The organism is Micromonospora sp. NBC_01655 (assembly GCF_026339755.1).
GTDB lineage: Bacteria > Actinomycetota > Actinomycetes > Mycobacteriales > Micromonosporaceae > Micromonospora.
This window is the reverse complement of the sequence record NZ_JAPEQF010000001.1, coordinates 4,814,679-4,839,678: the sequence shown is the minus strand read 5'-3', so window position 1 is coordinate 4,839,678 and position 25,000 is coordinate 4,814,679. Positions and strand designations below refer to the sequence as shown.

Below are 25,000 nucleotides of genomic sequence, written 5' to 3'. Positions count from 1 at the left end.
AATATCTTGATCTTGGAAGTTTCCTACACGCCGAGCCCGCGGCGTCGGTCGAGTTGGTGACCGCATGCTTGCCGTTTGTGATCGGACGGCCGAGGGCGGCCAGTGCGCCGAAGCCGTGGTCGCCGGCGCCCGTGCACGGGTGCCCGTCCGCCGCCCTGGCCGCTGAGCGGCGCTCCGGTCGTCGACCGCTGCTTGCGGTCGGCGGCCCGTCGGTGCCCGCCCCGGGCGGCGCCGGCCCGATCCACCGTCCAGCGTGGCCCCGCCGGCCGTGAGTGACAAACGGGGCAGAAGCCATCAATTCGGGGCCATTTCGGAGGCCGGTCCATATCTGTCGTTAGAAAGTCGTGTCCTTTCAAGACAGGATCGATACCTTGCCGAAATGAGTCCATCTCGCTACAGTGACTCCACTCACGGCCTTGGCCTCGACGCAGCTCCAGGGGTCAGGTCGCATGGCCGATACAGATCAGCGGCAGGGCGTCGCCGCGGTGATGATCACCGCAGCTCGGCGAAGCTCATGGAGACACCCGTTCCCGAAGGGATGGACAGATGTCCGTACCGCAATACCGGAAGGCCGCGGCGTTAGCGCTCGTGGCCGGCGTGGGGCTCAGCCTCACGGCGTGCTCCACGAAGAACGACGACGCAACGACCGATGCAGGCGGCAAGGTCACCATCACCGTCGACTGCCAGCCGGTTGGCTCCCAGAAAGAGCTGTTGAAGAACTGGAACGACGATGTCGCCGAGTTCCAGCGGCAGAACCCTGACATCGTCATCAAGAGCGTGAGCGTCGGCGAGCAGTGCAACAACCCGCCGGACTTCACCGCTCGCCTCGCCGGCGGCACCGTGACCGACGTGTTCTACGGGTACATGACCGATCTCCAGCAGGTGCTCGACTCCGGTCAGGCGATGGACATCACCGAGTTCGCCAACAAGGACACGGTCCCGACCTGGGACAGCGTCGACCCGGCGCTCAAGGAGGTCTTCAGCGACGGTGGCAAGCTCTACGCCGTCCCGGTGAAGAACTACTCGATGGGCCTTGTCTACAACAAGGTCCTGTTCCAGCAGGCGGGGCTCGACGTGAACAGCCCGCCCAAGACGTGGGTCGAGGTCCGCAACGCCGCCAAGAAGATCTCCGCGCTCGGCAACGGGATCGCCGGCTACTCGGAGTACAGCGCCGGCAACACCGGGGGCTGGCACTTCACCTCCCTGCTCTATTCCCAGGGCGGCCAGGTGCTGACCGCCGACGGCAAGAAGGCCGACTTCAACAACGCGACGGGCAAGCAGGTCCTGCAGAACCTCAAGGACATGAGGTACGGCGACAACAGCATGGGCGCCCGTCAGCTGCTGCAGTGGGGTGACCTGCTGACCAACGCCGGCGCGGGCAAGGTCGGCATGTTCGTCGGCGCGCCGGACGCCACCCAGGCGATCGTCAGCCAGTTCCAGGGCAAGTTCCAGGACTGGGCGATGGCCCCGCTGCCCGGCCAGGACGGCGCGGCGAAGGGGACGCTCGGTGGTGGCGAGGGTTACTTCTTCAAGAAGGGCCTCACCCCCGAGCAGGTCAAGGCCGGCCTGAAGTGGGTCGCGTACCAGAAGCTGACGCCGGGCAAGGGCCAGTTCGACTACGTCCGGGCCAAGCCGCAGAACTACCCGGTGGGCCTGCCCCAGCCGTTGCTGTTCGCCAACGGCAGCGACGCGCAGAAGCAGGAGCTTGAGCTGCGCAAGGCGAACGCGAACGTCGACACCGCGAACTTCGCGATCTTCGAGGCGAACCCGGTCCCGATCAAGGGTGAGCCCCGCAACGCACAGGCGATCTACGCGGTGCTCGACGCCGCGATGTCCGGTGTGCTGACGAACCCGAACGCGAACATCGACGCGCTACTCAAGACGGCCGAAGACAAGGTCAACAAGCTCCTCGCCGCCGAGGGCTGATCCGCAGGTGTGGGGGCCGGCGCGCCGGCCCCCACACCCTCCGCGCCGCACCGTCGGCGTCACTGACTCATGCAGGAGTTGCCTTGGTGATCATCACCGCCCCGGGGACCAGGAAGGAACCGGGTCGCCCCGCGTCGCCGTACTCGGCGGGGCCGAAGCGTACGAGCCTCGGCCGCAAGGTACGAGACAACCTCGCCGGGCACGCGTTCCTGATCGGTGCGGTGCTCTGCTTCGCGTTCTTCTCCTGGTACCCGATGATCCGCGGCGTCGTCATGAGCTTCCAGCGCACCCGGCGCGGCGTCACGACCTGGGTCGGCTGGGACAACTACGAACGCATCATCGCCGACCCCAGCTTCTGGGCGGCCTGGAAGAACACGTTGTACTTTACGGTTCTCGCCCTCGTCCTCGGGTACGCGGTGCCGTTCTTCGTGGCGATCCTGCTCAACGAGTTCCGCCACGCCAAGGGGTACCTGCGGATCCTGGTCTACCTGCCGGTGATGCTGCCGCCAGCCTCGGCGCTCTTCCTCTTCAAGTTCTACGCGTACGACCCCAGCGACGCGGGACTGTTCAACTCGATCCTCAAGGCGCTGCACCTGCCCACCTCGCAGTGGATGCAGTCCCCCGAGATGACGATGCCGGCGATGGTGATCGCGTCGACCTGGATGAACATGGGCGGCGCGGTGCTGATCTACCTGGCGGCACTGCAGAGCATCCCCGGCGAACTCTACGAGGCGGCGGAGCTCGACGGCGCCGGGATCTGGCGGCGGATCCGCCACGTGACGATCCCACAGACCCGGCTGATCCTCGCGCTCCTGGCGATGCTGCAGATCGTCGCCACCATGCAGTTCTTCATCGAGCCGCTGATCCTCGCGAACGGCACCGGCGCGGAGGACTCGGCGACCTCGGTGGCGTACCTCATCTACCAGCACGGGTTCTTCCAGAACGACCTCAACGGCGCCGCGGCGCTGGGCGTGATCATGCTCGTCGTGCTGGCCGGCTTCTCCGCCGCCTACGTGCGGCTGAGCGCGAAACAGGACTAGGACGGGACGACCCATGGCACAGGACTCCGGGACCCGGACCCTCATCTCCCACGCCCAGCTCAGGCGGGGGCGCGGCAAGGTCATCTACTGGACGCTGCTCACCGTCGTCGTGCTGGGCTTCACGCTCGTCTTCCTCGGGCCGCTCTACTGGATGGTCACCGGCGCGCTCAAGTCCGGCCAGGAGATCGCGCAGACCCCGCCGTCGCTGTTCCCGAAGGATCCCCAACTGCAGAACTACGCCGACGCGTGGAACAACCTGGACCTCGCCAAGCTGCTGTTCAACACGTTCTACTACGCGGCCGGCGCGCTGCTGTTCCAGCTCGTCCTCGACACCGCCGCGGCGTACTCCCTGTCGAAGCTGCGCCCGATATTCGGCAACGTGATCCTCGGCCTGATGCTGGCGACGCTGATGATCCCGGCGATGGTCCTCATCGTCCCGCAGTACGTGACCGTGATCGACCTGCCGATCCTGCACATCAACCTGCTCGACTCGCCGTTCGCGATCTGGCTGCCCCTGGTCGCGAACGCGTTCAACATCTTCCTGCTGAAACGGTTCTTCGACTCGATTCCCGAGGACCTGATGGCGGCGGCCGTCATGGACGGGGCGACGCCGTTGCGCACGCTGTGGTCGATCATCCTGCCGATGTCGCGCCCCATCCTCGGCGTGGTCTCGATCTTCGCCGTGACGGCGGTCTGGAAGGACTTCCTCTGGCCGAAGCTGGTCATGCCCTCGCCCGAGACCCGGACGGTCAGCGTCGGCATCTACGCCTTCGCGGGTGGTACGCCGATGAACGTGGTGATCGCCGCGTCGGTCATCGCCGCGATCCCGACCGTCATCGTCTTCCTGACCTTCCAGCGGAACATCATGTCCGGTCTGACCACGGGCAGCCTCAAGGGGTAGCCCCGAACCTGCAGGCGCTGCGCGTGGCGGCCTTCAGGCGGGCCCGATGACGGGCCGACCGCACCGACCACCAGCGAAACCCCCTCGCCGCGGACCCGCCCGTTCGCCCGAGACACATCCAGGTCCGGCGAACCCGCCGACGTACTGACCCAGAAAGCAGGTGCTCGTGTCCACAGCAGACAACAGTCCGTGGTGGCGTGGAGCCGTGATCTACCAGGTGTATCCACGCAGCTTCGCCGACGGCAACGGCGACGGCATCGGCGACGTCGCCGGCATCCGGTCCCGGCTCAGTCACCTGTCCGCGCTCGGCATCGACGCCATCTGGTTCAGCCCCTGGTACCCGTCGCCGATGGCGGACGCCGGCTACGACGTGGCCGACTACCGGGACATCGACCCCGTCTTCGGCACCCTGCCGGAGGTGGAGGCGTTGATCGCCGAGGCGCACGCGCTCGGCATCCGGACCATCGTCGACGTGGTGCCCAACCACTGCTCCGACGCGCACCCGTGGTTCCAGGCGGCGATCGCCGGCGGACCGGGCGCCCCCGAGCGGGAACTGTTCTGGTTCCGGCCCGGCCGGGGCCCGAACGGGGACGAGCGGCCCACTGACTGGGTCGGCGAGTTCGGCGGCGAGACCTGGACCCGGACCACCAACCCGGACGGCACCCCCGGCGACTGGTACCTGCACCTGTTCACCGCGCAGCAGCCGGACTTCAACTGGGAACACCCCAGGGTGCGGGCCGAGTTCGAGGACACTCTCCGGTTCTGGTTCGACCGGGGCGTGGACGGCATCCGGATCGACTCGGCCGGACTGCTGGTCAAGGACGGGACGCTACCGGAGACCCTGCCGGACCGGCCGCATCCGTTCCGCGACCTCGACGGGGTGCACGACGTCTACCGCGCCTGGCGGCGGATCGCCGACGAGTACCCCGGCGACCGGGCGCTGATCGGCGAGGTGTGGATGCCCGACCGGCAGCGGTTCGCCAACTACCTGCGCCCGGACGAGTTGCACGCCGCCTTCAACTTCGACTTCCTCGGCTGCGCCTGGGACGCGGCGGCGCTGCGCGAGAGCATCGACGGCACGCTGAGCGCACACGCCCCGGTCGGCGCGCCGGCCACCTGGGTGCTCTCCAACCACGACGTGACCCGACACGTCACCCGGTACGGCCGGGAGGACACCACCTTCAGCTTCGCCAAGAAGCGGGAGGGCATCTTCACCGACCTCGAACTGGGCACCGTACGGGCCCGCGCGGCGGCCCTGCTCTCGCTGGCCCTGCCCGGTGCCGCCTACGTCTACCAGGGCGAGGAACTCGGGCTCTGGGAGGTCGACGTCCCGCCGGATCAGCGTACCGACCCGATGTGGCCGCGCTCCGGCTACATCGACCCGGGCCGGGACGGCTGCCGGGTGCCGTTGCCGTGGTCCGGTGACGCGCCCCCGTTCGGCTTCAGCCCGGACGGCGCGACGGCCGGTCCGTGGTTGCCGCAGCCGGCGGACTGGAAGGGCCGTACCGCGCAGGCGCAGGCTGAGGACCCGTCGTCGATGCTGACGCTCTACCGGGCGGCGATCCGGCTCCGGCGGGCCGAGCCCGGCCTGGGTGACGGTCCGATGAGCTGGTTGGAGGCTCCGGACGAGGTGCTCGCCTTCGCCCGGGGGGACCGGTTCGCCTGCGTGGTGAACCTGTCCGACGTACCGGTGCCGCTGCCGGCGCACCAGCACCGCCTGCTTGCCAGCGGGCCGCTCGACGGGGACCTGCTGCCCCCGGACACCGCGGTCTGGCTGCGGACCGGAACGGCATAGTCATGGCCCGCGGGGAACGCCGTCGAGGACACCACCGGGGTCCGGTGTGCCCGGCACACCGGCAGTCGGCGGCGGCGTACGCGGGCCAGCGGATCGCCGGGTGCGTCCAGCTCGGTCCCGGGCCGAGTGCGACGGCGCGGTGGTGTCCGCCGACGGTGGGGACGCCGACCCCACTGTCGGCGGACACGCCGGCACCCGACGTCTCCGGCGGCGGAGCGGCGCGTCCCCGCCGCCGCCACCGGCCGGTCCACCGACCCGGTTCCGGAACGGGAGGTCCACGCGCTCTGGCGCATTGCTGAACTGCGGCTCCACGCGGCTCCACGCACGGGGGAATTGGTTTTCCTGACGAAAGGGATCCAATGGCCATCCACACCGCCGGCGCGCCCACGCCCGGCACCGCCACCGCACCACGCACCAACCGCGCCCGAGTCGGGCTGGCAGTCATCGCCAGCGCCGCCCTGGCCGCGGCGTCGATCACCGTTCTCACCCTCACGTCGGCGGCACCCGCCCAGGCCGCCGGCCTCTCCCCGTTCGACATCGTCGGTCGCGGCGCGACCGTGCCGTTCGTCGAGCAGGAGGCGGAGAACGTCGCCCACAACGGTTCGAAGATCGGACCGACCCGTTACTACGGTCAACTGCCCTCCGAAGCCTCCGGGCGGGAAGCGGTGACCCTGGACGCGGTCGGTGAGTACGTCGAGTTCACCCTGACCAAGCCGGCCGACGCGGTGACCTTCCGGTACAGCATTCCGGACAGCCCGTCCGGCACCGGCCGGGACGCGAGCATCGACCTGCGGATCAACGGCAACCTGGTCAAGGCGGTCCCGGTGACCTCGAAGTACGGCTGGTACTACGGGGGTTACCCGTTCAACAACAACCCCGGTGACACCAACCCGCACCACTTCTACGACGAGGCCCGGACCCTGTTCGGGTCGACCTACCCGGCCGGCTCCAAGGTCCGGTTGCAGGTCAGCTCCACCGCCCAGTCGCCCACCTTCACCATCGACCTGGCCGACTTCGAACTGGTCGGCGGGCCGATCCCGAAGCCGGCGAACGTGATCGACGTGGTCACCGACTTCGGCGCCGACCCGACCGGCGCGACCGACTCCACCGCCGACTTCCAGGCCGCGGTCGACGCGGGCGCGGCACAGGGCAGGGCGGTCTGGATCCCGGCCGGCAACTTCACCCTCTGGGACCACGTCGTGGTCGACCGGGTGACGCTGCGCGGCGCCGGGCCGTGGTACTCGGTGCTCGGCGGCCGGCACCCGACCCAACGCAACCGGGCCGCGGGCATCTACGGCAAGTACGTCCCGGGCGGCGGCTACACCGGAGGGGTACGGCCGCACGAGGCGAACGGACCCAGCCGGAACGTGACCGTGCGCGACTTCGCCATCATCGGCGACATCCAGGAGCGGATCGACGACGACCAGGTCAACGCGTTCGGTGGGGCGATGACCGACTCGGTCATCGACAACATCTGGATGCAGCACACCAAGGTCGGGGCCTGGATGGACGGCCCGATGGACAACTTCACCATCCGCAACAGCCGGATCCTGGACCAGACCGCGGACGGGGTGAACTTCCACACCGGGGTCACCAACTCCACCGTGACCAACACGTTTGTCCGCAACACCGGCGACGACGCGCTGGCGATGTGGGCCCAGAACGTGCCGAACGTCAACAACTCCTTCACGCACAACACCATCGGTGTGACGTTGCTGGCGAACCACCTGGTCAGCTACGGCGGCCGGGACATCAAGATCACCGACAACGTGACCGCCGACTCGCTGAGCAACGGCGGCGGCATCCACGTCGCCAACCGCTATCCCGGCGTACAGGGAGCGACCTCCGTCCTGGGCACCTGGACGATCGCCCGCAACACCCTGATCCGCAACGGAAACTCCGACTACAACTGGAACTTCGGAGTCGGGGCGATCTGGTTCTCCGCGCTGAACCAGGACTTCCAGAACCCCACCATCAACATCACCGACACCGACATCCTGGACAGCTCCTACGCGGCGCTGCACTGGATCGAGGGTCGGACGAACGGCATCTTCCTCAACAACGTCAACATCGTCGGCGCCGGCACGTACGCGCTCCAGGTGCAGGCGGGCAGCCAGGTCTCCTTCACCAACGTGCGGGCCAGCGGCATCGCCCAGGCGAAGCCGATCCACAACTGCGTCGGCAGCGGTTTCCAGATCACCCAGGGACCGGGCAACTCGGGTTGGTACACCGCCACCCCGGACTGTGGCCCGTGGCCGGCACCGATCTGGGGTGGCGGGCCGACCAGCCCACCGACCGGGACACCGTCCACCCCGCCGACCACCGCCCCGCCGACCACCACGCCACCGACCACCGTCCCGCCGACCACCACCCCGCCGGGCGGCAACCTGGCCCAGGGACGGTCCATCGTGGCGACGAGCACGTCGCAGGGGTTCGTGGCGTCGAACGCCAACGACGGGAACGCCGCCACCTACTGGGAGAGCACGAACGGCGCCTTCCCGCAGTCGTTGACGGTCGACCTCGGCTCGTCGGCCAACACCAACCGGGTGGTGGTGAAGCTGCCACCGGGCTGGGAGACCCGTACCCAGACCTTCTCGGTGCAGGGCTCGACGGACGGCTCGTCGTACTCGACCGCGGTCGGCTCGGCCGGGTACACCTTCAACCCGGCCAGTGGCAACTCGGTGTCGATCAACCTGCCGGCGCAGAACCGCCGCTACCTGCGATTGACCTTCACCGGCAACACGGGTTGGCCGGCCGGCCAGGCGGCCGAGTTCGAGGTGTACGGCAGCGGCACCACGCCGCCGCCCACCACCGCGCCGCCGACCACGCCCCCGCCCACCACCCCTCCGGCGAACGGCAACCTGGCCGCCGGTCGGCCCACGACGGTGACCAGCGTGGCCGACGTCTACGGCGGCGGCAACGCGGTCGACGGCAACCCGAACACCTACTGGGAGAGCGCGAACAACGCGTTCCCGCAGTCGATCACGGTGGATCTGGGATTGGCCCGCTCGGTGTCGCGGGTCGTGCTGAAGCTGCCGCCGGCGGCGGCGTGGCAGACCCGTACCCAGACGCTGTCGATACTCGGGTCGACCGACGGCTTGTCGTACGCGACGGTCAAGGCATCGGCGGGCTACACCTTCAGCCCCGCCTCGGGTAACACCGTCACGGTCACCTTCCCGGCGACCGCGCAGCGCTACCTGCGCCTGACCTTCACCGGCAACACCGGCTGGCCCGCCGCCCAGCTTTCCGAGTACGAGGTCTACGCCTCCTAGGCGCGAGGAACGGCCCCTCCTCCTCAGGCTCGTTCGGAGCGGGGCCCTTCCTCACCACCGGGCTCGGGGTGCGCCCGTCGCCGGAAGATTTGTCCCATGTATCCAGTATCGGCACCAGTCGGGGTCGGGCAACGTCCGCCCGCTCCGTTGCCCTGTCCGGGCTTTCGCACCACCACCCATCTGACGTTCCAGCCCGAGTTGGAGGAACGCAATGAGAACCAACCCCGTCCCCTGGCGCCCGCTGGCGGCGATCCTCGCGACCGGAATGGTCGCGGCGCTCGCGCCGGCCGTCCCAGCCTCAGCCGCGCCCGCGGACCAGCCGCGCGCGACCAACCTCGCCGCCGGCAGGGCCGCCGCGGCGACCAGCTCCAGCACCGGCCACGCCGCCGCCTACATCAAGGACGGCAACCAGGCCAGCTACTGGCAGGGCAGCGGTGCCTTCCCGCAGGCCGCCGCCGTCGACCTCGGCAGCAGCACCACCATCGACCGGGTCACGCTGAAGCTGCCCAAGGGCTGGTCGAAGCGGACCCAGACGCTGGCCATCCAGGGCAGCCCCGACGGTACGTCGTACAGCACCATCGTCGGCTCGGCCAGGTACACCTTCAGCCCGACCTCGAACAACCTGGTGACGGTCAGCTTCCCGGCCACCAACACCCGGTACGTGAAGGCGGAGATCAGCGCCAACAGCGGCGCGTCCGCCGCCCAGCTCGCCGAGCTGGAGGTGCACCCGGCGGCGGTTTCGAAGGTCAACCTCGCCGCGGCGGCCGCGGTGGTGTCGCTGACCGCCAGCAGCACCGCCGACGTCTACGGTGCGGGCAACGCCGGCGACGGCAACGCCAACACCTACTGGGAGAGCGCCAACAACGCCTTCCCGCAGTGGCTCCAGGCCGACCTCGGCTCGGCCGTCGCGGTGAACCGGGTGGTGCTGAAGCTGCCGCCGGCCGCCGCCTGGCAGACCCGTACGCAGACGCTCAGCGTGCAGGGCAGCAACACCAGCGGTGGTCCGTTCTCCACCATCGTCGCGTCGGCCGGATACGTCTTCAACCCGGCCACCGGCAACACCGTGACCATCGACTTCAACCAGACCACGACCCGGTACGTCCGGCTGAACATCACCGGCAACACCGGCTGGCCGGCCGGACAGATATCCGAGTTCGAGGTCTACGGGCCGACCGAGGGCGACACCCAGGCGCCGTCGGCGCCGGGCAACCTGGCGTACACCGAGCCGGGGTCCGGGCAGATCCGGCTGACCTGGAACGCCTCCACCGACAACGTGGGCGTGACCGGGTACGACATCTACGCCAACGGGACGCTGCGCACCAGCGTCGCCGGGAACGTGTTGACGTACACGGACAGCCAGCCGGCGACCGCGACGGTCTCGTACTACGTGCGGGCGAAGGACGCGGCGGGCAACCAGTCGGGCAACAGCAACACGGTCACCCGTACCGGTAGTGGTGGCGGCGGCTCGAACCTCGCGGTGGGCAAGCCGGTCACCGCGTCCGGCTCGATCTTCACCTTCTTTCCCACCAACGCGAACGACAACAACGTCGCGACCTACTGGGAGGCGAACAACTTCCCGAGCGTGCTGACCGTGGCGCTGGGCGCCAACGCGACCATCAACTCGGTCGTGGTGAAGCTCAACCCGGACAGCTCGTGGGGTCCGCGTACCCAGACCATCCAGGTGCTCGGGCGTGAGCAGAGCAGCAGCACGTTCACCAGCCTGGCGGCGGCACAGTCCTACAGCTTCAGCCCGGCGTCCGGCAACACGGTGACCATCCCGGTCAGTGCCACGGTCGCCGACGTCCGGTTGCAGATCACCACGAACTCCGGCGCTCCGGCCGGACAGGTGGCGGAGTTCCAGATCATCGGCGTACCCGCGCCGAACCCGGACCTGACCATCACCGGCATGACGTTCACCCCGGCCTCGCCGGTCGAGACCGACGCGGTCACCCTGTCGGCCACGGTCCGCAACGCCGGGACCGCGGCCTCGGGGGCGACCAACGTCAACTTCTACCTGGGTACGACGCTCGCCGGCACCGCCGCGGTGGGCGGGCTGGCGGCGGGTGCCTCCACCACGGTCACCGCGAACGTCGGCCCGCGCAACGCGGGCACCTACCCGCTGAGCGCCAAGGTCGACGAGGCCAACAAGGTGATCGAGCAGAACGACGCGAACAACAGTTTCACCAACCCGTCGTCGTTGGTCGTCGCGCCGGTGGCCAGCTCCGACCTGGTCGTCTCGCCGGTGAGCTGGTCGCCGAGCAACCCGGCCGCCGGTAACACGGTCACCTTCTCGGTGGCGATCAAGAACCAGGGCACGGTCGCCTCCGCCGGTGGCGCCCACGGCATCACGCTGACCGTGGTCAACCCGGCCGACGGCGCGGTGCTGCGTACCCTGACCGGGTCCTACACCGGTGCGATCGCGGCCGGTGCGACCACGGCCCCGGTCAGCCTGGGCACCTGGACCGCCGTCAACGGCAAGTACGACGTCCGGGTGGTCCTGGCCGACGACGCCAACGAGTTGCCGGTCAAGCGGACCAACAACACCAGCGTCACCCCGTTCTTCGTCGGTCGTGGGGCGAACCTGCCATACGAGATGTACGAGGCCGAGGACGGCCTGGTCGGCGGCGGCGCGCAGGTGGTCGGGCCGAACCGGACCATCGGCGACCTGGCCGGTGAGGCGTCCGGACGTCGGGCGGTCACCCTGAACTCGACCGGCAACTTCGTCGAGTTCACCACCCGGGCGAGCACGAACACGCTGGTCACCCGGTTCTCCATTCCGGACTCGGCCGGCGGCGGCGGGATCGACTCGACGCTGAACGTCTACGTCAACAACGTGTTCCACAAGGCGATCCCGCTGACCTCGAAGTACATGTGGCTCTACGGTGCCGAGGCTGGCCCGGGCAACTCTCCGGGTGCGGGCGCCCCGCGGCACATCTACGACGAGGCGAACATCTTCCTGGACGCCACCATCCCGGCGGGCAGCAAGATCAAGCTCCAGAAGGACGCGGCCAACACCAGCACGTACGCGATCGACTTCATCAACACCGAGCAGGTCGCGCCGATCGCCAACCCGGACCCGACGCGGTACGCGGTGCCGGCCGGTTTCACCCACCAGGACGTGCAGAACGCCCTGGACCGGGCCCGGCAGGACGCCAACCTGGTCGGCGTCTACCTGCCGGCGGGCACCTACCCGACCCAGCAGAAGTTCCAGGTGTACGGCAAGGCGCTCAAGGTCGTCGGCGCCGGTCCCTGGTACACCCGGTTCGCCGCCCCGACCAACCAGGAGAACACCGACATCGGCTTCCGGGCCGAGGCGTCGGCGAACGGCTCGACCTTCGCCGGGTTCTCCTACTTCGGTAACTACACCAGCCGCAACGACGGTCCGGGCAAGGTGTTCGACCTGTCCCGGGTGTCGAACATGACGTTCGACAACATCTGGGTGGAGCACCAGATGTGCATGTTCTGGGGTCTCGGGGTCAGCAACATCACCATCAAGAACTCGCGGATCCGCAACACGTACGCCGACGGCCTGAACATGACCAACGGCAGCACCAACAACCTGATCAGCAACGTCGAGGGCCGGTCCAACGGTGACGACGCGTTCGCGCTCTTCTCCGCGACGGACGGCGGCGGCGGGGCGAACACCGGCAACGTGTTCGAGAACCTCACGGCCACGTTGACTTGGCGTGCGGCGGGCGTCGCAGTGTACGGCGGGCAGAACAACGTCTTCCGCAACCTGTACATCGCGGACATGCTGACCTACTCGGGCATCACCGTCAGCTCGCTGGACTTCGGCTACCCGTTCGCCGGATTCGGTCCAGGACTGACGACGATCGAGAACGCCTCGATCGTCCGGGCCGGCGGCCACTTCTGGGGCTCCCAGACATTCCCGGCGATCTGGATATTCGCCGCGTCCAAGGAGTTCCGCGCCATCCGGGTGAGCAACGTGGACATCGTGGATCCGACCTACCACGGCATCATGTTCCAGTCGAACTACAGCGGTGGCCAGGCGACCCAGGCGGTCACGGACACCGTCTTCACCAACATCTCCATCAGTGGCGCCCAGAAGAGTGGTGACGCCTTCGATACCAAGTCCGGTTTCGGTATCTGGGCCAACGAACTGCCCGAGGCGGGCCAGGGACCGGCGGTCGGCTCGGCCACCTTCAACAATCTCCGGTTCAGCAACAACTTCCAGAACATCCGGAACACCACGTCGACCTTCACCATCAACGTCAACCCATGATGCTCGCGGTAGGACGCGGGTAGGTAGGCGGTAACAGGTGCCGCCGGGAGTTCTCTTCCCGGCGGCACCGTTCGGCCCGCAAACCGGTCGTTCTCCATCGACCGCCCGGACGGCTCAGGCTCAGCACTGGCCCGGACCTGGGTGATCAGCGGGGCCATGAGTCGTACGGTGATCTTGTCGAGCGTGATCCCGGCGAGGTCGCCGGCCCGTTCGACGTGATGCCGGCATGGAAGGCGCAGCCCGACCGGGGCCGCACCCGCCACCGGCAGGTGCCTCACTCCACCTGACCCTTCCGACCCCTGGCCGGCCCGCCAGCCCCGGGGTGCCTGCTCCTCCTGATTCAATGGCTCCGTGTTCGAGCCAGGCTCACGTTCCAGGCAGACCTTGACATTCATGCTGCCTGCGGATGTCGACGCGTTCAGCGACGCGGTGGCGCCGTCGATCGGGGGGCTTGCGCAGTGGGCGACACACGACCGGGAATCGGGCGTCGTCCTGCACGATTCGCTGTCGTCCGCGGTGCGGCAGGCCGGCGTCCAGGCGTTTCTGCATCTCCTCGGCCGGGACGGCGGCGTGGTGGGGCCCGCCATCCAGTATCTGCACACGCGCGTGTGGACGACGGAGGCCGAGGTCCTCGAAGCGACGGGCGGCCGATACCGGCCGGTCACGGACCGGCCCGAGGAGATGCAGCCCGGCCGGCTGGCCTTCAAGTGGTTCCCGGCGGCTGAGGCGGACTCCGTTCACCGGGACTTCGTCGAGTTGGTCGGCCTGGCGTGGAAGGCGCTCAACGGAGTGACCTCCCCGCACCTGGTGACGGCAGCCGGCAAGCCGGTCCGCAACTGGCGTATCGGGCCGGCGGCGAAGGCATGGGCGCGGCGGGACCCGGGGCGCGTCATGCGCGACGGCGCACTGCACCTGCAGCTCAAGGAACCGGGCCGGCGCGGGCCGGCGTGACGACCGCCGGGCCGGCCGGGCCGGACGGGGGGCCGCAGGCGGGCTCGAAGATCACCCGGACCAGCCCGGCGAGGCGGGCCGCCGCCATCGGCGCCTTCATCACGGCGAGCACCTCTGGTCGGCGCCGCCAGTACGTCGGCATGGCGGCGTAGTACCTCTGGGGACCGTCGGCGTAACCGACCTGGCGCAGGTGGGGCAGCGGATCGGGCATGGACTCGAACAGGTTTTCCTCGCCCGCGACGAGCGGACGGATGACCAGATCGGTCATGGTTGGTCCTCCTGATCAGTTCGCGCCGTCGCCGCCCTCCTGTGGGGAGATCCTGGCCGGGTCGCGCCGTTGTCCGTTCCGGGATCCGCCGGTCGAGGGGGGTGCCGGATCGGCGGCGTGGACCTCCCGGGTCACAAGTCCGAAGCGGTGGCAGAACTCGACGCTCTCGTCGAACCTCAGGGTGGTGACCGGTGACTCTGCCAGGGGCGCCGTGTCGAGGCTGAGCGCGTAGCGCGTGTGCACGACGGTGTCGTCCGGGCCCTCGTCGTCGATCTCGACCAGGGTGGGTGGCGTCCCGGGGAACCAGTTGCCCGAGGCTGTCCAGGCGTAGCGCAACTCCACCTCGCCGGCTTGTGGGCAGGCCCAGGTGAGTCGGCTGACGGAGCCGCCGCCGACGTTGGCCCAGGCGGTCCACCCGGTGCCGTCGCGCCGTAGGCAGACCCAACTCGACTCCATCGCCCCGTAGTCGTACGGGCCGCTGTCCCACAGTCCCACGAGGTTCTCGTCTCGCACGCGTCCCATGCTCTCAGGGGGTGGCGTCAGCCGGTGGGTGGCGACAGCCGTATCAGCCGCGGGCTGTTGGGTCGCACCGACGGCGGGTGGCACCGTAGTCGTATCACGTCAACTCGATGACTCTTGACGTCACATCACTGTTTAGTTCTTGCAGCCGCGTGACGTAGCATTGCGGCGTGGCGAAGCGACTGACCGAGGTGGCCCGGAAGGCGGGCGTCAGCGAGGCAACGGTAAGTCGGGTGCTCAACGGTCGCGGCGGCGTCTCCGAGTCCACCCGTACCGCCGTGCTCACCGCGCTCGACGTGCTGGGCTACGAACGGCCCACCAAGCTGCGGGGGGAGCGGGCCCGGCTGGTCGGGTTGGTGTTGCCCGAGTTGCAGAACCCGATCTTCCCGGCGCTCGCCGAGGTGGTCACCGGGACGCTGGCCCAGCGCGGGTACACCCCGGCGCTCTGCGCCCGCACCATCGGCGGCGTGTCCGAGTCGGACTACGTCGAGATGCTGCTCGACCACCAGGTGTCCGGCATCATCTTCGCCGGCGGGTCGTACGCGCTGGCCGGCGCGTCGCACGACCACTATCGGCGGCTGACCGACCGGGGGCTCCCGGTGGTGCTGGTGAACGCCGGCGTCGACGCGCTGGACTTTCCCCGCGTCTCCACCGACGACGCGGTGGCGGTGGAGCAGGCGTACGGGCACCTGCGGTCGCTCGGCCACGAGCGGATCGGCATGGTGCTGGGTCCCGAGGACCATGTGCCGTCGCGGCGCAAGCTGGCCGCGTTGGCCCGGATCGCCGGCTGGGCGGACCCGGACGAGTACGTGGAGCGGTCCAGCTTCTCCATGGAGGGCGCCCGGGTCGCCGCCGCCAAGTTGGTCGACCGGGGTGTCACGGGGGTGATCTGCGCCAGCGACGTGGTGGCGTTGGGCACGATCCGGGCGGTGCGCCGGCTCGGGCTCTCGGTGCCCGACGACGTGTCGGTGGTCGGCTTCGACGACTCCGCGTTCATGACCTGTACCGACCCGCCGCTGACCACCGTGCGGCAGCCGATCGAGACGATGGGCCAGGCCGCGGTGAACCTGCTGGTCACCCAGATCGACGGTGCCGGTGTGCTGCGCGACGAGTTGCTCTTCGAGCCGGAGTTGGTGGTCCGCGGCTCGACCGGTCCCGCGGCCCGGCGCTGACCCGCTGAGCAGCGGGCCGGGGCCTTGCCGCCCCCGTCCCCGACCGCCCCGCCCGACCCCGCCCGGCACCCCCGCGCAAGTTCTGGGAAAGAGTGGCCTCTCGACGGCCGGAGACCACGCTTTCCCAGAAAGTGCGCGGCCGGGGGGCGATGTGCGTCCCCCGGGGGGGCGGTGACGTCTGTCACCTCTGCTACGACGGGGAATCAGATCAGCGGATCCGGGTTTGCAGCCAGGTGTGACTGCTGAACCGTTCCCCGCCCGGCGCTGCGCCCACCGGTCGGAGCCGTCCCGGTGACCGCCACCGGTGTCGACGCCTCGGCGGCGCCGCGCACGCCGGGCACGCCGGGGGACCTGATGAGCCGCCGGCAGCGCCTGCGCCTCGTCCTCGTCCTCGGCTCGCTGATCGCGGTGGGCCCGCTGACCATCGACATGTACCTGCCCGCCCTGCCCTCGATCGTCACCGACTTCGGCACCACGTCGGCGGCGGTCCAGCTGACCCTCACCGGCACGCTGGCGGGCCTCGCCCTCGGCCAACTGGTGATCGGCCCGCTGTCCGACGCCGTCGGGCGGCGTACGCCCCTGATCGCCGGCATCGCGCTGCACGTCGTGGCCTCGCTGCTCTGCGTCGTCGCGCCGAACATCGCGGTCCTCGGCGCGCTGCGGGTGGTGCAGGGCCTCGGCGTCGCCGCCGCGTCCGTGGTCGCGATGGCCGTGGTCCGCGACCTGTTCGACGGCACGGAGTTCGCCCGGCTGCTGTCCCGGCTGCTGCTGGTCATGGGGGCGGCGCCGATCCTCGCGCCGACCCTCGGCAGCGGGCTGCTGCGCTGGACGGACTGGCGTGGCGTGTTCGTCGCCCTGGCCGCCTTCGGCGTGCTGCTCGTCGTCGTCGCCGCGATCGGCCTGCGCGAGACGCTGCCGGCCGAACGGCGCCGGCGCGGCGGGGTGCTCGGGACGGCCCGGGTGTACGCCTCGCTGCTGCGGGACCGTACGTTCGTGGGTCTGGTCCTGGTCGCCGGGCTGGCCATGGCGGCGCTGTTCGCGTACGTGGCCGGGTCGTCGTTCGTCCTACAGGAGCAGTACGGGCTGGACGAGCAGCAGTTCGGGCTGGCCTTCGGCGCGGGAGCGGTCGGCCTGATCGCGGCGACCCAGGGCAACGTACGACTGCTGCGCCGCTACTCGCCGCAGCGGATTCTCGTGGCCGCCCTGGCCGTCGGGACCGTGGCCGGGATGGCGCTGCTCGCCTTCGCCGCGACCGGGCTCGGCGGGCTGCCGAGCCTGCTGGCGTCGCTGTGGGTGGTGCTGGCGGCGGCGGGCCTGGCGATGCCGAACGCGCCGGCCCTGGCCCTGTCCCGGCACGGCGAGGCGGCCGGCACCGCCTCGGCGCTGCTCGGCGCGGTGCAGTTCGGCGTCGGCGCGCTGGCCGCGCCCCTGGTGGGCGTGCTGGGCACCGGCGCGGTGGCGATGGCCCTGGTCGTCGCCGGTGGCATGGTGGCGGCGACGACGGTCCTGTTGCTGGTGGTGCGGCCGGCCCGGCTCGCCGAGCTCGAAGCGGACGCGGTGGTCGTGGCGGCGCACTGAGCCGCCGGGGCGCTCAGCGCAGCGCGGCGTACGCCAGCGGCAGCGCGGGCCGGCCGTCCCACGTCCCGGTCAGCCGGTGCCCGGTCAGCCCGGTGTCGGCACCGGGGCAGCGGACGACGGCCAGCTCGACGTACTCCTTCGGCTGGCCGCCGTCGGTGGGACCGGCGCGCCCGGAAACGGCGTGCTCAGGCCGGCTCGCGCGGCGCGCAGGTCCGTGGTGGCGGCCGGTCGACATACCGCAGTTCGGCGCAGTACCGCAGGACGCGCGCCGGGGAGAGGGTCCACTCGTACCGGGCGGCCTGGAAGCCCATGAAGGTGGTGCGTCCGCAGCACCGGAAGTACCCGGTGCCGTTGCGCAACTCCCGGGTCTGTTCCACCCCGTCGACCTCCATCCGCACCTGGAGGTAGTAGTCGGCGATCCCGGGCGGGAACGCCCGGTCGGGACCGGACGGCGGGTCCAGGTCGACCGGCAGTTCCACGGCCTGCCCGGCGGTGAGGACGTGCCGCTGGGCGCCGACGTACGCGGGACCGTCGTCGGCCGGGGAACTGGTGGCGGCCGGGGAACTGGTGGCGGCTGGGGGGCCGGTGGCGGCCGGGGCGGCGTCGCGGCAGGCCAGCTCGACCCACGGCCCCTGCGTGTCGAGGGAGGGCTGCGCGACCGGCACCGCGACGACGCCGATGAACTGCACGTCCACGCTGCGCCGGGCGTGCAACGACAGGATGTGGACGGGATCCGGGCCGGCCGGGACGCCGCCCTCCCGCTGCGCCCACGCCGCGAACTGGCGGCAGTCCCGCACCTCCGGCGGCGGGCTCACCGCGGCCCGCTCCTGCCGTACCTGGAACGTCGGCTCGCGCTGGTAGCGGGTGCCGACGAGCGTGGCGGTCAGGTCGAGCGCCTCGGCCGGCCCGGTCGCGTCGACGTCCCCGCCGCCGCTCGACCGTCCCCGGTGATCCTCGCCGTCACCCGCCCGCAGGGCGTGGACGACGACGAAGGCCAGCATCGCGGGCAGCACCCCGACGGCGACGAGCCGGACCAGCCGGTTCCGGCCGGCATTCACTTGCGCCACACCGGCGGGCCGGCGCCGTCGGCGCTCCAGCCGCCGGTGAGCCGGGCGTGGTGCCGGTCCTGGTAGCGGGGGGCCAGGCTGCTGCTCCGGAAGGGCCGGCCGTCGTCGTCGACGGTGAGCACCCGCTGCTCGCCACCGAGGTCGAGTTCCACCTCGATGACCCACTCGCAGTACGACCGGTCGGTCTGGGCCTGCACGTCCACGGAGAGCGGCTCGCCCGGCGCCAGGCTCAGCGAGTGCCGGTCCAGGTACGCCGCACCGAGCCGCCCGTCGGGTTCGAGGACCCGCGCGACGGCGTCGGTCGCGTCCAGGTCGAACCCGATCGGCAGCGGCTCCCCGCCACCCTCGCTCCCCTGGAACAGGAACGCGCCGGACAGCGGCGACGAGCGTTGCCGCACCCGGGCCCGGATCCGGGTGACGAAGACGGGACCGGTCCACTGGCCGACCACCGACAGCCGGACCCGGGTGAACGACCGGTACGGGTGCTGCTTGGCAACCCCCACCACCGTTCTGACCCCGCTGGCGGAGGCCAGGGCCGCCGGGGCGAGCAACTCCTCCGGCCGGGTGCGCAGGCGCTCCCGCTGCTCGGCGGTCAACGGCTGGGCGAACAGGTAGGCCACGGCGTCGTCGGACCGGTCGTAGTAGTAGGCGTTGACGGACAGGGGCGGCTTCCGCTGGGCCGTCGCCCGCTTGGCCTCCTCGACCGCGACGTCGTCGCGCACCGCCTGCTCGGACGAGGTGAGCCGGTTGGCAGCCTCGGCGACCACCGCGCCGACGACCGCGCTCACCAGCGCGCCTCCGGCCGCCCACAACACCCCGCGCCGCGAGAGGCGGGCCGGCGGGACGTCCGGCTGCCCGTCCGAGCGGGGCGGCTGCCCGTCCGCGGTGGCCGACCGTTCCTCCCGGCCTGATCGTTTCTCCCGGGGGGCCGGCTGTCCGGCCCCGGCCTGGTCGGCCCGGGGTCCGGCCTGGTCGGCGTGCTGGCCGGCGCGGTGCGGCGACCCCGCGTCGGGTGGCGAGTTCCGGCCGTCGGCCCGGGGCGGCTGCGACCCGCGCCGGCGCTCCGGCTTCCTGGCTGAGGACGGCGGCACGTGGATCACCTCGGGGCAGCGGGTCGGTCGACGTTCCGCATTGTATTGAACGCGGCAACTGGTTCGGCCCGATCGCGGCCGGGGCCGCCGAACCGCCGAACCACCTCTGCGGGTCTTCGTCGTGGTGCCGCCGCCCGGCGCCGGCCGACTGAGGTCGACGGTTCGGACGGGCGGCAGGCGCGGGCCTTGGCGGCGGGCGCGGGCCTTGGCGGCGCGCCCCGGCGGCCACCCCGGCCGGGCGGGACCGCCGACGTCGAAGCTCCGCAGGGCGGCGGGTCACCGCGAGGACGCCGCGACGGTGGCTGCGCCGCTGCCCTGCCGTACCCGGCGTGCCACACTGGGAGACGTCAGCCGCCGGTCGGCGGCGATCCGATGGGCACCGACGAGGACCCCGCGCGCCGCCAGCCATCGCCTCTGGAGCGCCTGTTGCCGCCGGATTCCGCGCTTTCCTCCTCCCACCACTGGCCGTACCTGGCGACCCTGCCCGTCCTGCCCAACGCCGGCACCGCGAGCGCCGAGGGTCGCCGCTTCGTCGCCGAGCACCTGCACCGGTGGCGGGTGCCGGACCAGGTCGCCGACACCGCCGTGCTGCTGACCAGCGAGATCATCACCAACGCCGTGCGATACGCAGCGCCCCCGCTCGGGCTGCGGGTGGGCCTGCGCGCCGGCCAGGTCCGGGTGGAGGTCACCGACTCGAACCCGGAGTTGCCGGTGCTCGCCCGCCCGGACTTCGAGGCGCTCGGCGGGCGGGGCATGTGGCTGATCGACACCCTCGCCGCCGCGTGGGGCTGCCACCCGGATCCCCGGGGCAAGATCGTCTGGTGCGAGGTGCACGTCCCGGCCCCCGACGGGAGCTAGGACCGGGCGCTCCGCCGGCGAGCGGACGAACCGTCCGAGGCACCCCGACGTGGAAGGGCGCCGGTCAGGCGGCGGGGGACCGGTGCCAGCGCACGGTCACCTGGAGCTGGCCCTGCACCCCCGTACGGGCGATCAGCGCGCCCGCCTCGGCGCTGAGCTGGACCCCGAAGCTGATCTCCACCTCGTCCGGCCGGTCGGCCATGGAGCGGAACTCGGTCAACGCGGCGGATGCGGCGTCGCGCGCCTGACCGATCGCCCGGTTGAAGCTCACCCCGGCCTTGCGCAGCACGTCCTCGGCGGCGGAGGCAGGAGCGATCCCCGGGGTGTCGTCCACCGCGACGAGCACGCTGCCGCCGCCGTCCAGGGCGAACTCGACCACCTCGGTCATCGGCCACGTCCTTTCTCGATCGACTGCCGTCAGGCGCTGAGGCAGGACAGCCTCATCCACTGGTCCTTCGGCGTCCGGCCCCGAACGGTATCGAGTTCGGTCAACAGCCTGTCGAGCAGCGCGGGGTCGTCCAGGAATTGCAGCGCCGCCGACTGGAACGCCGCGGTCATCGTCGCCGGCATCATGTCCGAGGCGTCGCGGCAGCGGGTGCCGGTGGTCAGGGTCCGCGCGATCCGGCGCGGCAGGCCGTCCGGGTACGCGGTCGGGTCGGTGCCCGCGTTCAGGGTGAACGCCAGGTGGCCGCTCGCCTCCTGCCACACCGCGCGGGCCGGGTCGCCGGCCAGGTAGCGGATCAGCTCCCGGGCCTCGGGCGTGTCCCGGAACATGCCCATCACGTCCTCGGCGATCTCCCGAACCGGGTCGGCCGCCGCCGGGCCGGCCGACGGGAACGGGAAGAAGTCGAACCCGCGGGGTGGGTCCTGCGACTGGTAGGACCGGACGATGAACGACGCCTGGTGGTCCAGGTGGCACCTCGGCGGCGCGGTGAACATGCCCAGCCCGGCCGCGTCGAAGGTGGTCAGCAGGGCGTTGTCGGTGCGCCGGCCGGCCGCCACCAGCTCGCCCCACGCCTTCCAGGCGGCCCGTACCCGCGCGGACGTCCACGCCTCCTGACCCGCCGCCCAGCTCTCGTAGAAGGCGGGCCCGGACTGGTGCAGCAGGATGTCCTCGATCCAGTCGGTGCCGGGCCACCCGGACACCGGCTGCGCGCCCATCCCGAGGCACCACGGCACGCCCCCGCCGGCCTGGATGTCCCGGGTGAGCCCGACCAGCTCCGCCCAGGTGGCCGGGGGGTTCTGCGCGGTGGGGCCGCCGGGTACCCCCGGGACGTACCAGACCAGGCTCTTGGCGTGGGCGCCGACGGACAGGCCGTAGACCCGGGGGCGCTCGTCGCGCGGGCCCTGGAGGGGGAGCAACTGCGGCGCGAGGTCCGCCCGCTCCTGCGGGTCGAGGACGTCGTCGAGCGCGCGCAGGTCGCCGCTCTGGACGTACGTCTGAAGGTCGTTGAGCCGGGGCAGCACGGCCACGTCCGGCGGCCGGCCCCGGTCGACCCCGGACCGGAGCACCTGGCTGACGTCCCGGGTGCCCTGGTAGATGACCTTGATGCCGGTCTTCTTGGTGAAGGCCTTCAGCACCGCCAGGAAGGGCCCGGCCTCGCTGCCGCTTCTCCGCTCGGCGTCGCCGCTGTCCACGTCGGACTCGTCGTCGTCGCCCGTGGTCCAGGACGCGACGACGTTCAGGGTGCGGGCCTGCGTGCAGGCGACGAGGCCGCCGGCGGCCAGCAGGACCGGGAGCAGGGCGAGGGCTACGCGTCTCATCGCTGTCGAAACCTGTATTCCTCTAGGCGGGGCAGGAGTCCGAGGGCAACCATCGCCAGGGCGAACAGGGCCGCGGCGAGCAGGACGACCTCGCCGGCCCGGCTGTCGGCGGCGCGCTCGGCGGATCGGGCGGCGTCCTCGCCGTGCCGGGCACCGGCCTCGGTGACCTGCGGTGCGGGCGTCGTCGCCGCGCTGCCCGCCGACGGTGCGGGCGCCGGGCTCGCGTCCTGCCTGACCCGCGCGATCGTCTCCGGGCAGCCCGGCGATCCGCAGGCGGCCGTCAGCAGGGCGGACAGGCGGTCGCTGTCGCGGGCGGACAGCGTCGCGAGCTGCGCCTCGCGGTCGTGGGCGGCCTGGCCCGTCTCGGCCCGGGCGTCGGCGAGCTGGTGGCCCGACCACAGGCTCATCGCCGCCGTCGCGCCCATCACCACCACCGCGAGCGTCGCCAGCAGCAGCGGCACGTTCAGCCGGCGCCGGAACCGGCGGCGCAGGAACCGCTGCGCGGCGACCAGCAGCGCGAGCAGGGCCAGCACCGGCACGAGCCAGAGGAGCGTCATCGCCCCGCTGGTCCACAGGCCGTCGGCCTGGCCGTCCAGCGCGTCGATCTGCTTGGCCCCGAGCCGGTCGAGGCGGCGCAGGATCTCCTCCAGCAGGATCGACGCGTCCCACAGCGTGGCGGTGCCCCGCGCGTTGCCGCCGTCCTGCGCGAAGTACGCGTGGGCCCGCTCGACCAGGCCGGTGTACGTCACCACCGACGCCTCGACCACCTGGATGTCCCGGCTGCCGTCCTCCCCGGCGGCGTTGTCCTCGGCGGCCTGGGCGAGCTGCTGGCCGGCGCGGGCGATCTGGTTCCGGTAGTCCTCGCCGGGGTCGGCGAGCAGTCGGGTGCCGCCGGAGAAGCCGGCCAGGGCCGCGCCGTGCGCCTGCCGGAGGGCGAGTTGGGCGTCGTACACGGCCAGCACCGCCGGCACGGACCGGTCGTGGGCGGCAGCGGTGCTCCGGTGCACCCCGACGAAGACCGCGAGGCAGCCGCCCAGCGTGGCCACGATGCCCACGAGCAGCGCGGCGAGGAACCCCAGCAGCGTCCGCCGGGTGGTGCTGGTCGGCCGGTCCGGGCTCACGCCGGCACCGGCCCGGCCTCGTCGCCGGTCGGCAACCGCTCGCCGCAGCGCTCGCAGAACCGGGCCCCGGGCGGCGACCGGTGGCCGCAGGGACAGAGCCGGGGCGGGTCGTCGGGGGCGGGCGTGGGCGGCGGCACCGATCCGGGCTCGCCGTCGTGCACCGTGAACGACGACCGGAGCGCCGCGTTGATCACGTCGAGCCGGGCGAGGTCCTCGCGCAGGCGTACCGTGCCGGTGTCGACGCCGTCGACGAGCAGCCGCAACTGCTCCAGGTGCAGGGCGTCCCCGGCGGCGGTGGCCACCTCGACCGCGCGGGCGAGCAGGCCGACGGCGGCCTCCCGGTCGCCCGTGTCGTACGCGTCGCACCCGTCGGCGATGAGCTGGCTGAGCTGCTCCTGCCCGGTGTAGTGGGCGACCCGGGGATCGATCCGGCTGGACAGCAGCAGGTCGTCGGTCCAGTGCGCCAGGACGTTCTCCGGCCGGGCGGCCGGAGTGTCGCCCACCCGCAGGTCGATCCGGGCGACCCGGACGTCCTCGCCCCTCGGCCGGTTCGTCCCGTCCACCTCCAGGCAGAGGTGGTACTCCCGGCTCTCCTCGGCCCAGGACCCGGTCGGGCACTCGACGGTCCGGGCGTCGACCGGGGCCACCGGCAGGTCCGTCACCGTGGGGTACACCTGCCGGCAGTACAGCACCCGGGCCGGCGGCACCAGGGCGATCCGCAGCCGGGCTTGGGCCACCTGCTTGGCCATCGCCGCCCGCATGGTTTCCCGGAAGTCGGACTCCAGTTCGGCGGGCTGGCGTACCGCGTCGGCGGTGCCGTGCAGCGCCCCGGCGACGCGCATCAGCTCGCGGGGCTCCCAGCCGTCGCCGATGCCCCGGGCGTCGCAGACGAACTGCCCCGCGCAGCCGGCCAGCACCTCCGCCAGCCGCTGCGGCGTCTCGTGCTGGTTGCGACCGTCGGTGAGCAGCAGCGTGTGCCGGATCGCCTCGGGGTGCGCGGCCAGCAGCTCCCGGGCCAGCTCCAGCCAGGTGCCGATCGCCGTGCCGCCGATCGCGACCAGCTTGCTCACCGCCTGCCGCGCCTCGCGGCGGGTCGCGGGAGAGGAACTGGCCAGGCCACGGTGCCGGGGGTAGACCACCCGGGCCTCGTGGGTCCCCTCGACCACGGCGAACCGGACCCCGTCCGGCAGCACGGCGACGGCGGCGGCGGTGGCCCGCCGGGCAGCGGCGATCTTGGTTGGGGGATACGTCATCGACTCGGAGCAGTCGATGACGATCACCTCGGCGTGTCGCGGCCCGTCCGGGTCCGCCCCGGCGCGGGCCTGTCCGGCCCGGGCGGTGACGGTGAGGATCGCGTGCAGGTCGCGGTCCCTGGTGGAGAGGAACTTGTCGTGGCCGATCGTCAGGTCGAAGTCGAGCCTGCTGCGCACTGTT

At 71.4% G+C, this 25,000-nt stretch carries 19 protein-coding genes; 10 read left to right on the top strand and 9 right to left on the bottom strand.

All coding sequences use genetic code 11. The features are described 5' to 3' along the window. Positions 1 to 546: 546 nt before the first annotated feature. The 7 genes from OOK41_RS21955 to OOK41_RS21925 all read left to right on the top strand — a co-directional run bounded on the left by OOK41_RS21955 (position 547) and on the right by OOK41_RS21925 (position 14,128). Entirely contained in the window at positions 547 to 1,926 is a 1,380-nt protein-coding gene (locus OOK41_RS21955; protein WP_266266539.1) for an ABC transporter substrate-binding protein, read from the top strand. A gap of 83 nt (positions 1,927 to 2,009) precedes the next feature. Next, positions 2,010 to 2,966: a carbohydrate ABC transporter permease gene (locus OOK41_RS21950; RefSeq protein ID WP_266266538.1), complete on the top strand. Its 957-nt coding sequence runs from the start codon at positions 2,010 to 2,012 to the stop codon at positions 2,964 to 2,966. Positions 2,967 to 2,979: 13 nt separating this feature from the next. Continuing rightward, positions 2,980 to 3,867: a carbohydrate ABC transporter permease gene (locus OOK41_RS21945; protein WP_266266537.1), complete on the top strand. Its 888-nt coding sequence runs from the start codon at positions 2,980 to 2,982 to the stop codon at positions 3,865 to 3,867. 166 nt (positions 3,868 to 4,033) lie between these two features. After that, positions 4,034 to 5,662, top strand: a complete 1,629-nt coding sequence (locus tag OOK41_RS21940) for a glycoside hydrolase family 13 protein (RefSeq protein ID WP_266266536.1) — start codon at positions 4,034 to 4,036, stop codon at positions 5,660 to 5,662. A gap of 359 nt (positions 5,663 to 6,021) precedes the next feature. Next, the gene (locus OOK41_RS21935) at positions 6,022 to 8,934 is read left to right on the top strand and encodes a discoidin domain-containing protein (protein WP_266266535.1); all 2,913 of its coding nucleotides are present in this window, start codon (positions 6,022 to 6,024) and stop codon (positions 8,932 to 8,934) included. 211 nt (positions 8,935 to 9,145) lie between these two features. Then, positions 9,146 to 13,177, top strand: a complete 4,032-nt coding sequence (locus tag OOK41_RS21930; protein WP_266266534.1) for a discoidin domain-containing protein — start codon at positions 9,146 to 9,148, stop codon at positions 13,175 to 13,177. A gap of 393 nt (positions 13,178 to 13,570) precedes the next feature. Then, positions 13,571 to 14,128, top strand: coding sequence for a hypothetical protein (locus OOK41_RS21925; RefSeq protein WP_266266533.1), 558 nt, complete (start codon positions 13,571 to 13,573; stop codon positions 14,126 to 14,128). Here the strand turns inward: OOK41_RS21925 and OOK41_RS21920 are convergent. Both OOK41_RS21920 and OOK41_RS21915 read right to left on the bottom strand, forming a co-directional pair. After that, positions 14,097 to 14,396, bottom strand: coding sequence for a hypothetical protein (locus OOK41_RS21920; RefSeq protein ID WP_266266531.1), 300 nt, complete (start codon positions 14,394 to 14,396; stop codon positions 14,097 to 14,099). The two genes, OOK41_RS21925 and OOK41_RS21920, sit on opposite strands and share 32 nt — an antisense overlap. A gap of 15 nt (positions 14,397 to 14,411) precedes the next feature. Continuing rightward, positions 14,412 to 14,909: a hypothetical protein gene (locus tag OOK41_RS21915; protein ID WP_266266530.1), complete on the bottom strand. Its 498-nt coding sequence runs from the start codon at positions 14,907 to 14,909 to the stop codon at positions 14,412 to 14,414. A 176-nt stretch (positions 14,910 to 15,085) separates the two neighbouring features. Here OOK41_RS21915 and OOK41_RS21910 point away from each other — a divergent pair, with 176 nt between their 5' ends. Together OOK41_RS21910 and OOK41_RS21905 are read left to right on the top strand one after the other, a co-directional pair. Beyond that, positions 15,086 to 16,087 (top strand): LacI family DNA-binding transcriptional regulator, encoded by a 1,002-nt coding sequence (locus OOK41_RS21910; RefSeq protein ID WP_266266529.1) that lies wholly within the window; start codon positions 15,086 to 15,088, stop codon positions 16,085 to 16,087. 291 nt (positions 16,088 to 16,378) lie between these two features. Then, positions 16,379 to 17,665 carry a multidrug effflux MFS transporter gene (locus OOK41_RS21905; RefSeq protein WP_323136207.1) on the top strand — a complete coding sequence of 429 codons (1,287 nt, stop codon included), beginning with the start codon at positions 16,379 to 16,381 and terminating at the stop codon, positions 17,663 to 17,665. Positions 17,666 to 17,678: 13 nt separating this feature from the next. On the opposite strand, the gene OOK41_RS21900 is transcribed toward OOK41_RS21905, so the two are convergent. Genes OOK41_RS21900 through OOK41_RS21890 form a run of 3 tightly spaced genes read right to left on the bottom strand, consistent with a single transcriptional unit; the run spans position 17,679 to position 19,823 of the window. Next, positions 17,679 to 17,900 carry a hypothetical protein gene (locus OOK41_RS21900; protein ID WP_266266528.1) on the bottom strand — a complete coding sequence of 74 codons (222 nt, stop codon included), beginning with the start codon at positions 17,898 to 17,900 and terminating at the stop codon, positions 17,679 to 17,681. Further along, positions 17,851 to 18,723 (bottom strand): hypothetical protein, encoded by an 873-nt coding sequence (locus OOK41_RS21895; RefSeq protein WP_266266527.1) that lies wholly within the window; start codon positions 18,721 to 18,723, stop codon positions 17,851 to 17,853. Before OOK41_RS21895 ends, OOK41_RS21900 begins: the two co-directional genes overlap by 50 nt. Beyond that, on the bottom strand, positions 18,720 to 19,823 hold the full coding sequence (locus tag OOK41_RS21890; RefSeq protein ID WP_266266526.1) for a hypothetical protein: 1,104 nt from the start codon (positions 19,821 to 19,823) through the stop codon (positions 18,720 to 18,722). Before OOK41_RS21890 ends, OOK41_RS21895 begins: the two co-directional genes overlap by 4 nt. Positions 19,824 to 20,249: 426 nt before the next feature. On the opposite strand from OOK41_RS21890, the gene OOK41_RS21885 reads away from it, so the two are divergent. Then, on the top strand, positions 20,250 to 20,681 hold the full coding sequence (locus OOK41_RS21885) for an ATP-binding protein (protein ID WP_165878070.1): 432 nt from the start codon (positions 20,250 to 20,252) through the stop codon (positions 20,679 to 20,681). Between the two features lie 64 nt (positions 20,682 to 20,745). Here the strand turns inward: OOK41_RS21885 and OOK41_RS21880 are convergent, their stop codons facing one another. From OOK41_RS21880 to OOK41_RS21865, 4 genes are read right to left on the bottom strand one after another with little or no spacing between them, the layout of a single operon-like run. Continuing rightward, positions 20,746 to 21,069 (bottom strand): CU044_2847 family protein, encoded by a 324-nt coding sequence (locus tag OOK41_RS21880; RefSeq protein ID WP_117667849.1) that lies wholly within the window; start codon positions 21,067 to 21,069, stop codon positions 20,746 to 20,748. A gap of 29 nt (positions 21,070 to 21,098) precedes the next feature. Continuing rightward, a complete protein-coding gene (locus OOK41_RS21875) occupies positions 21,099 to 22,445 on the bottom strand; it encodes an ABC transporter substrate-binding protein (protein WP_266266525.1) in 1,347 nt (448 codons plus the stop codon). Next, positions 22,442 to 23,566 carry a hypothetical protein gene (locus OOK41_RS21870; protein WP_117667847.1) on the bottom strand — a complete coding sequence of 375 codons (1,125 nt, stop codon included), beginning with the start codon at positions 23,564 to 23,566 and terminating at the stop codon, positions 22,442 to 22,444. Before OOK41_RS21870 ends, OOK41_RS21875 begins: the two co-directional genes overlap by 4 nt. After that, the gene (locus OOK41_RS21865) at positions 23,563 to 24,996 is read right to left on the bottom strand and encodes a VWA domain-containing protein (protein WP_266266524.1); all 1,434 of its coding nucleotides are present in this window, start codon (positions 24,994 to 24,996) and stop codon (positions 23,563 to 23,565) included. The genes OOK41_RS21870 and OOK41_RS21865 overlap by 4 nt, the downstream gene beginning before the upstream one ends. Between the last annotated feature and the right edge of the window lie 4 nt (positions 24,997 to 25,000).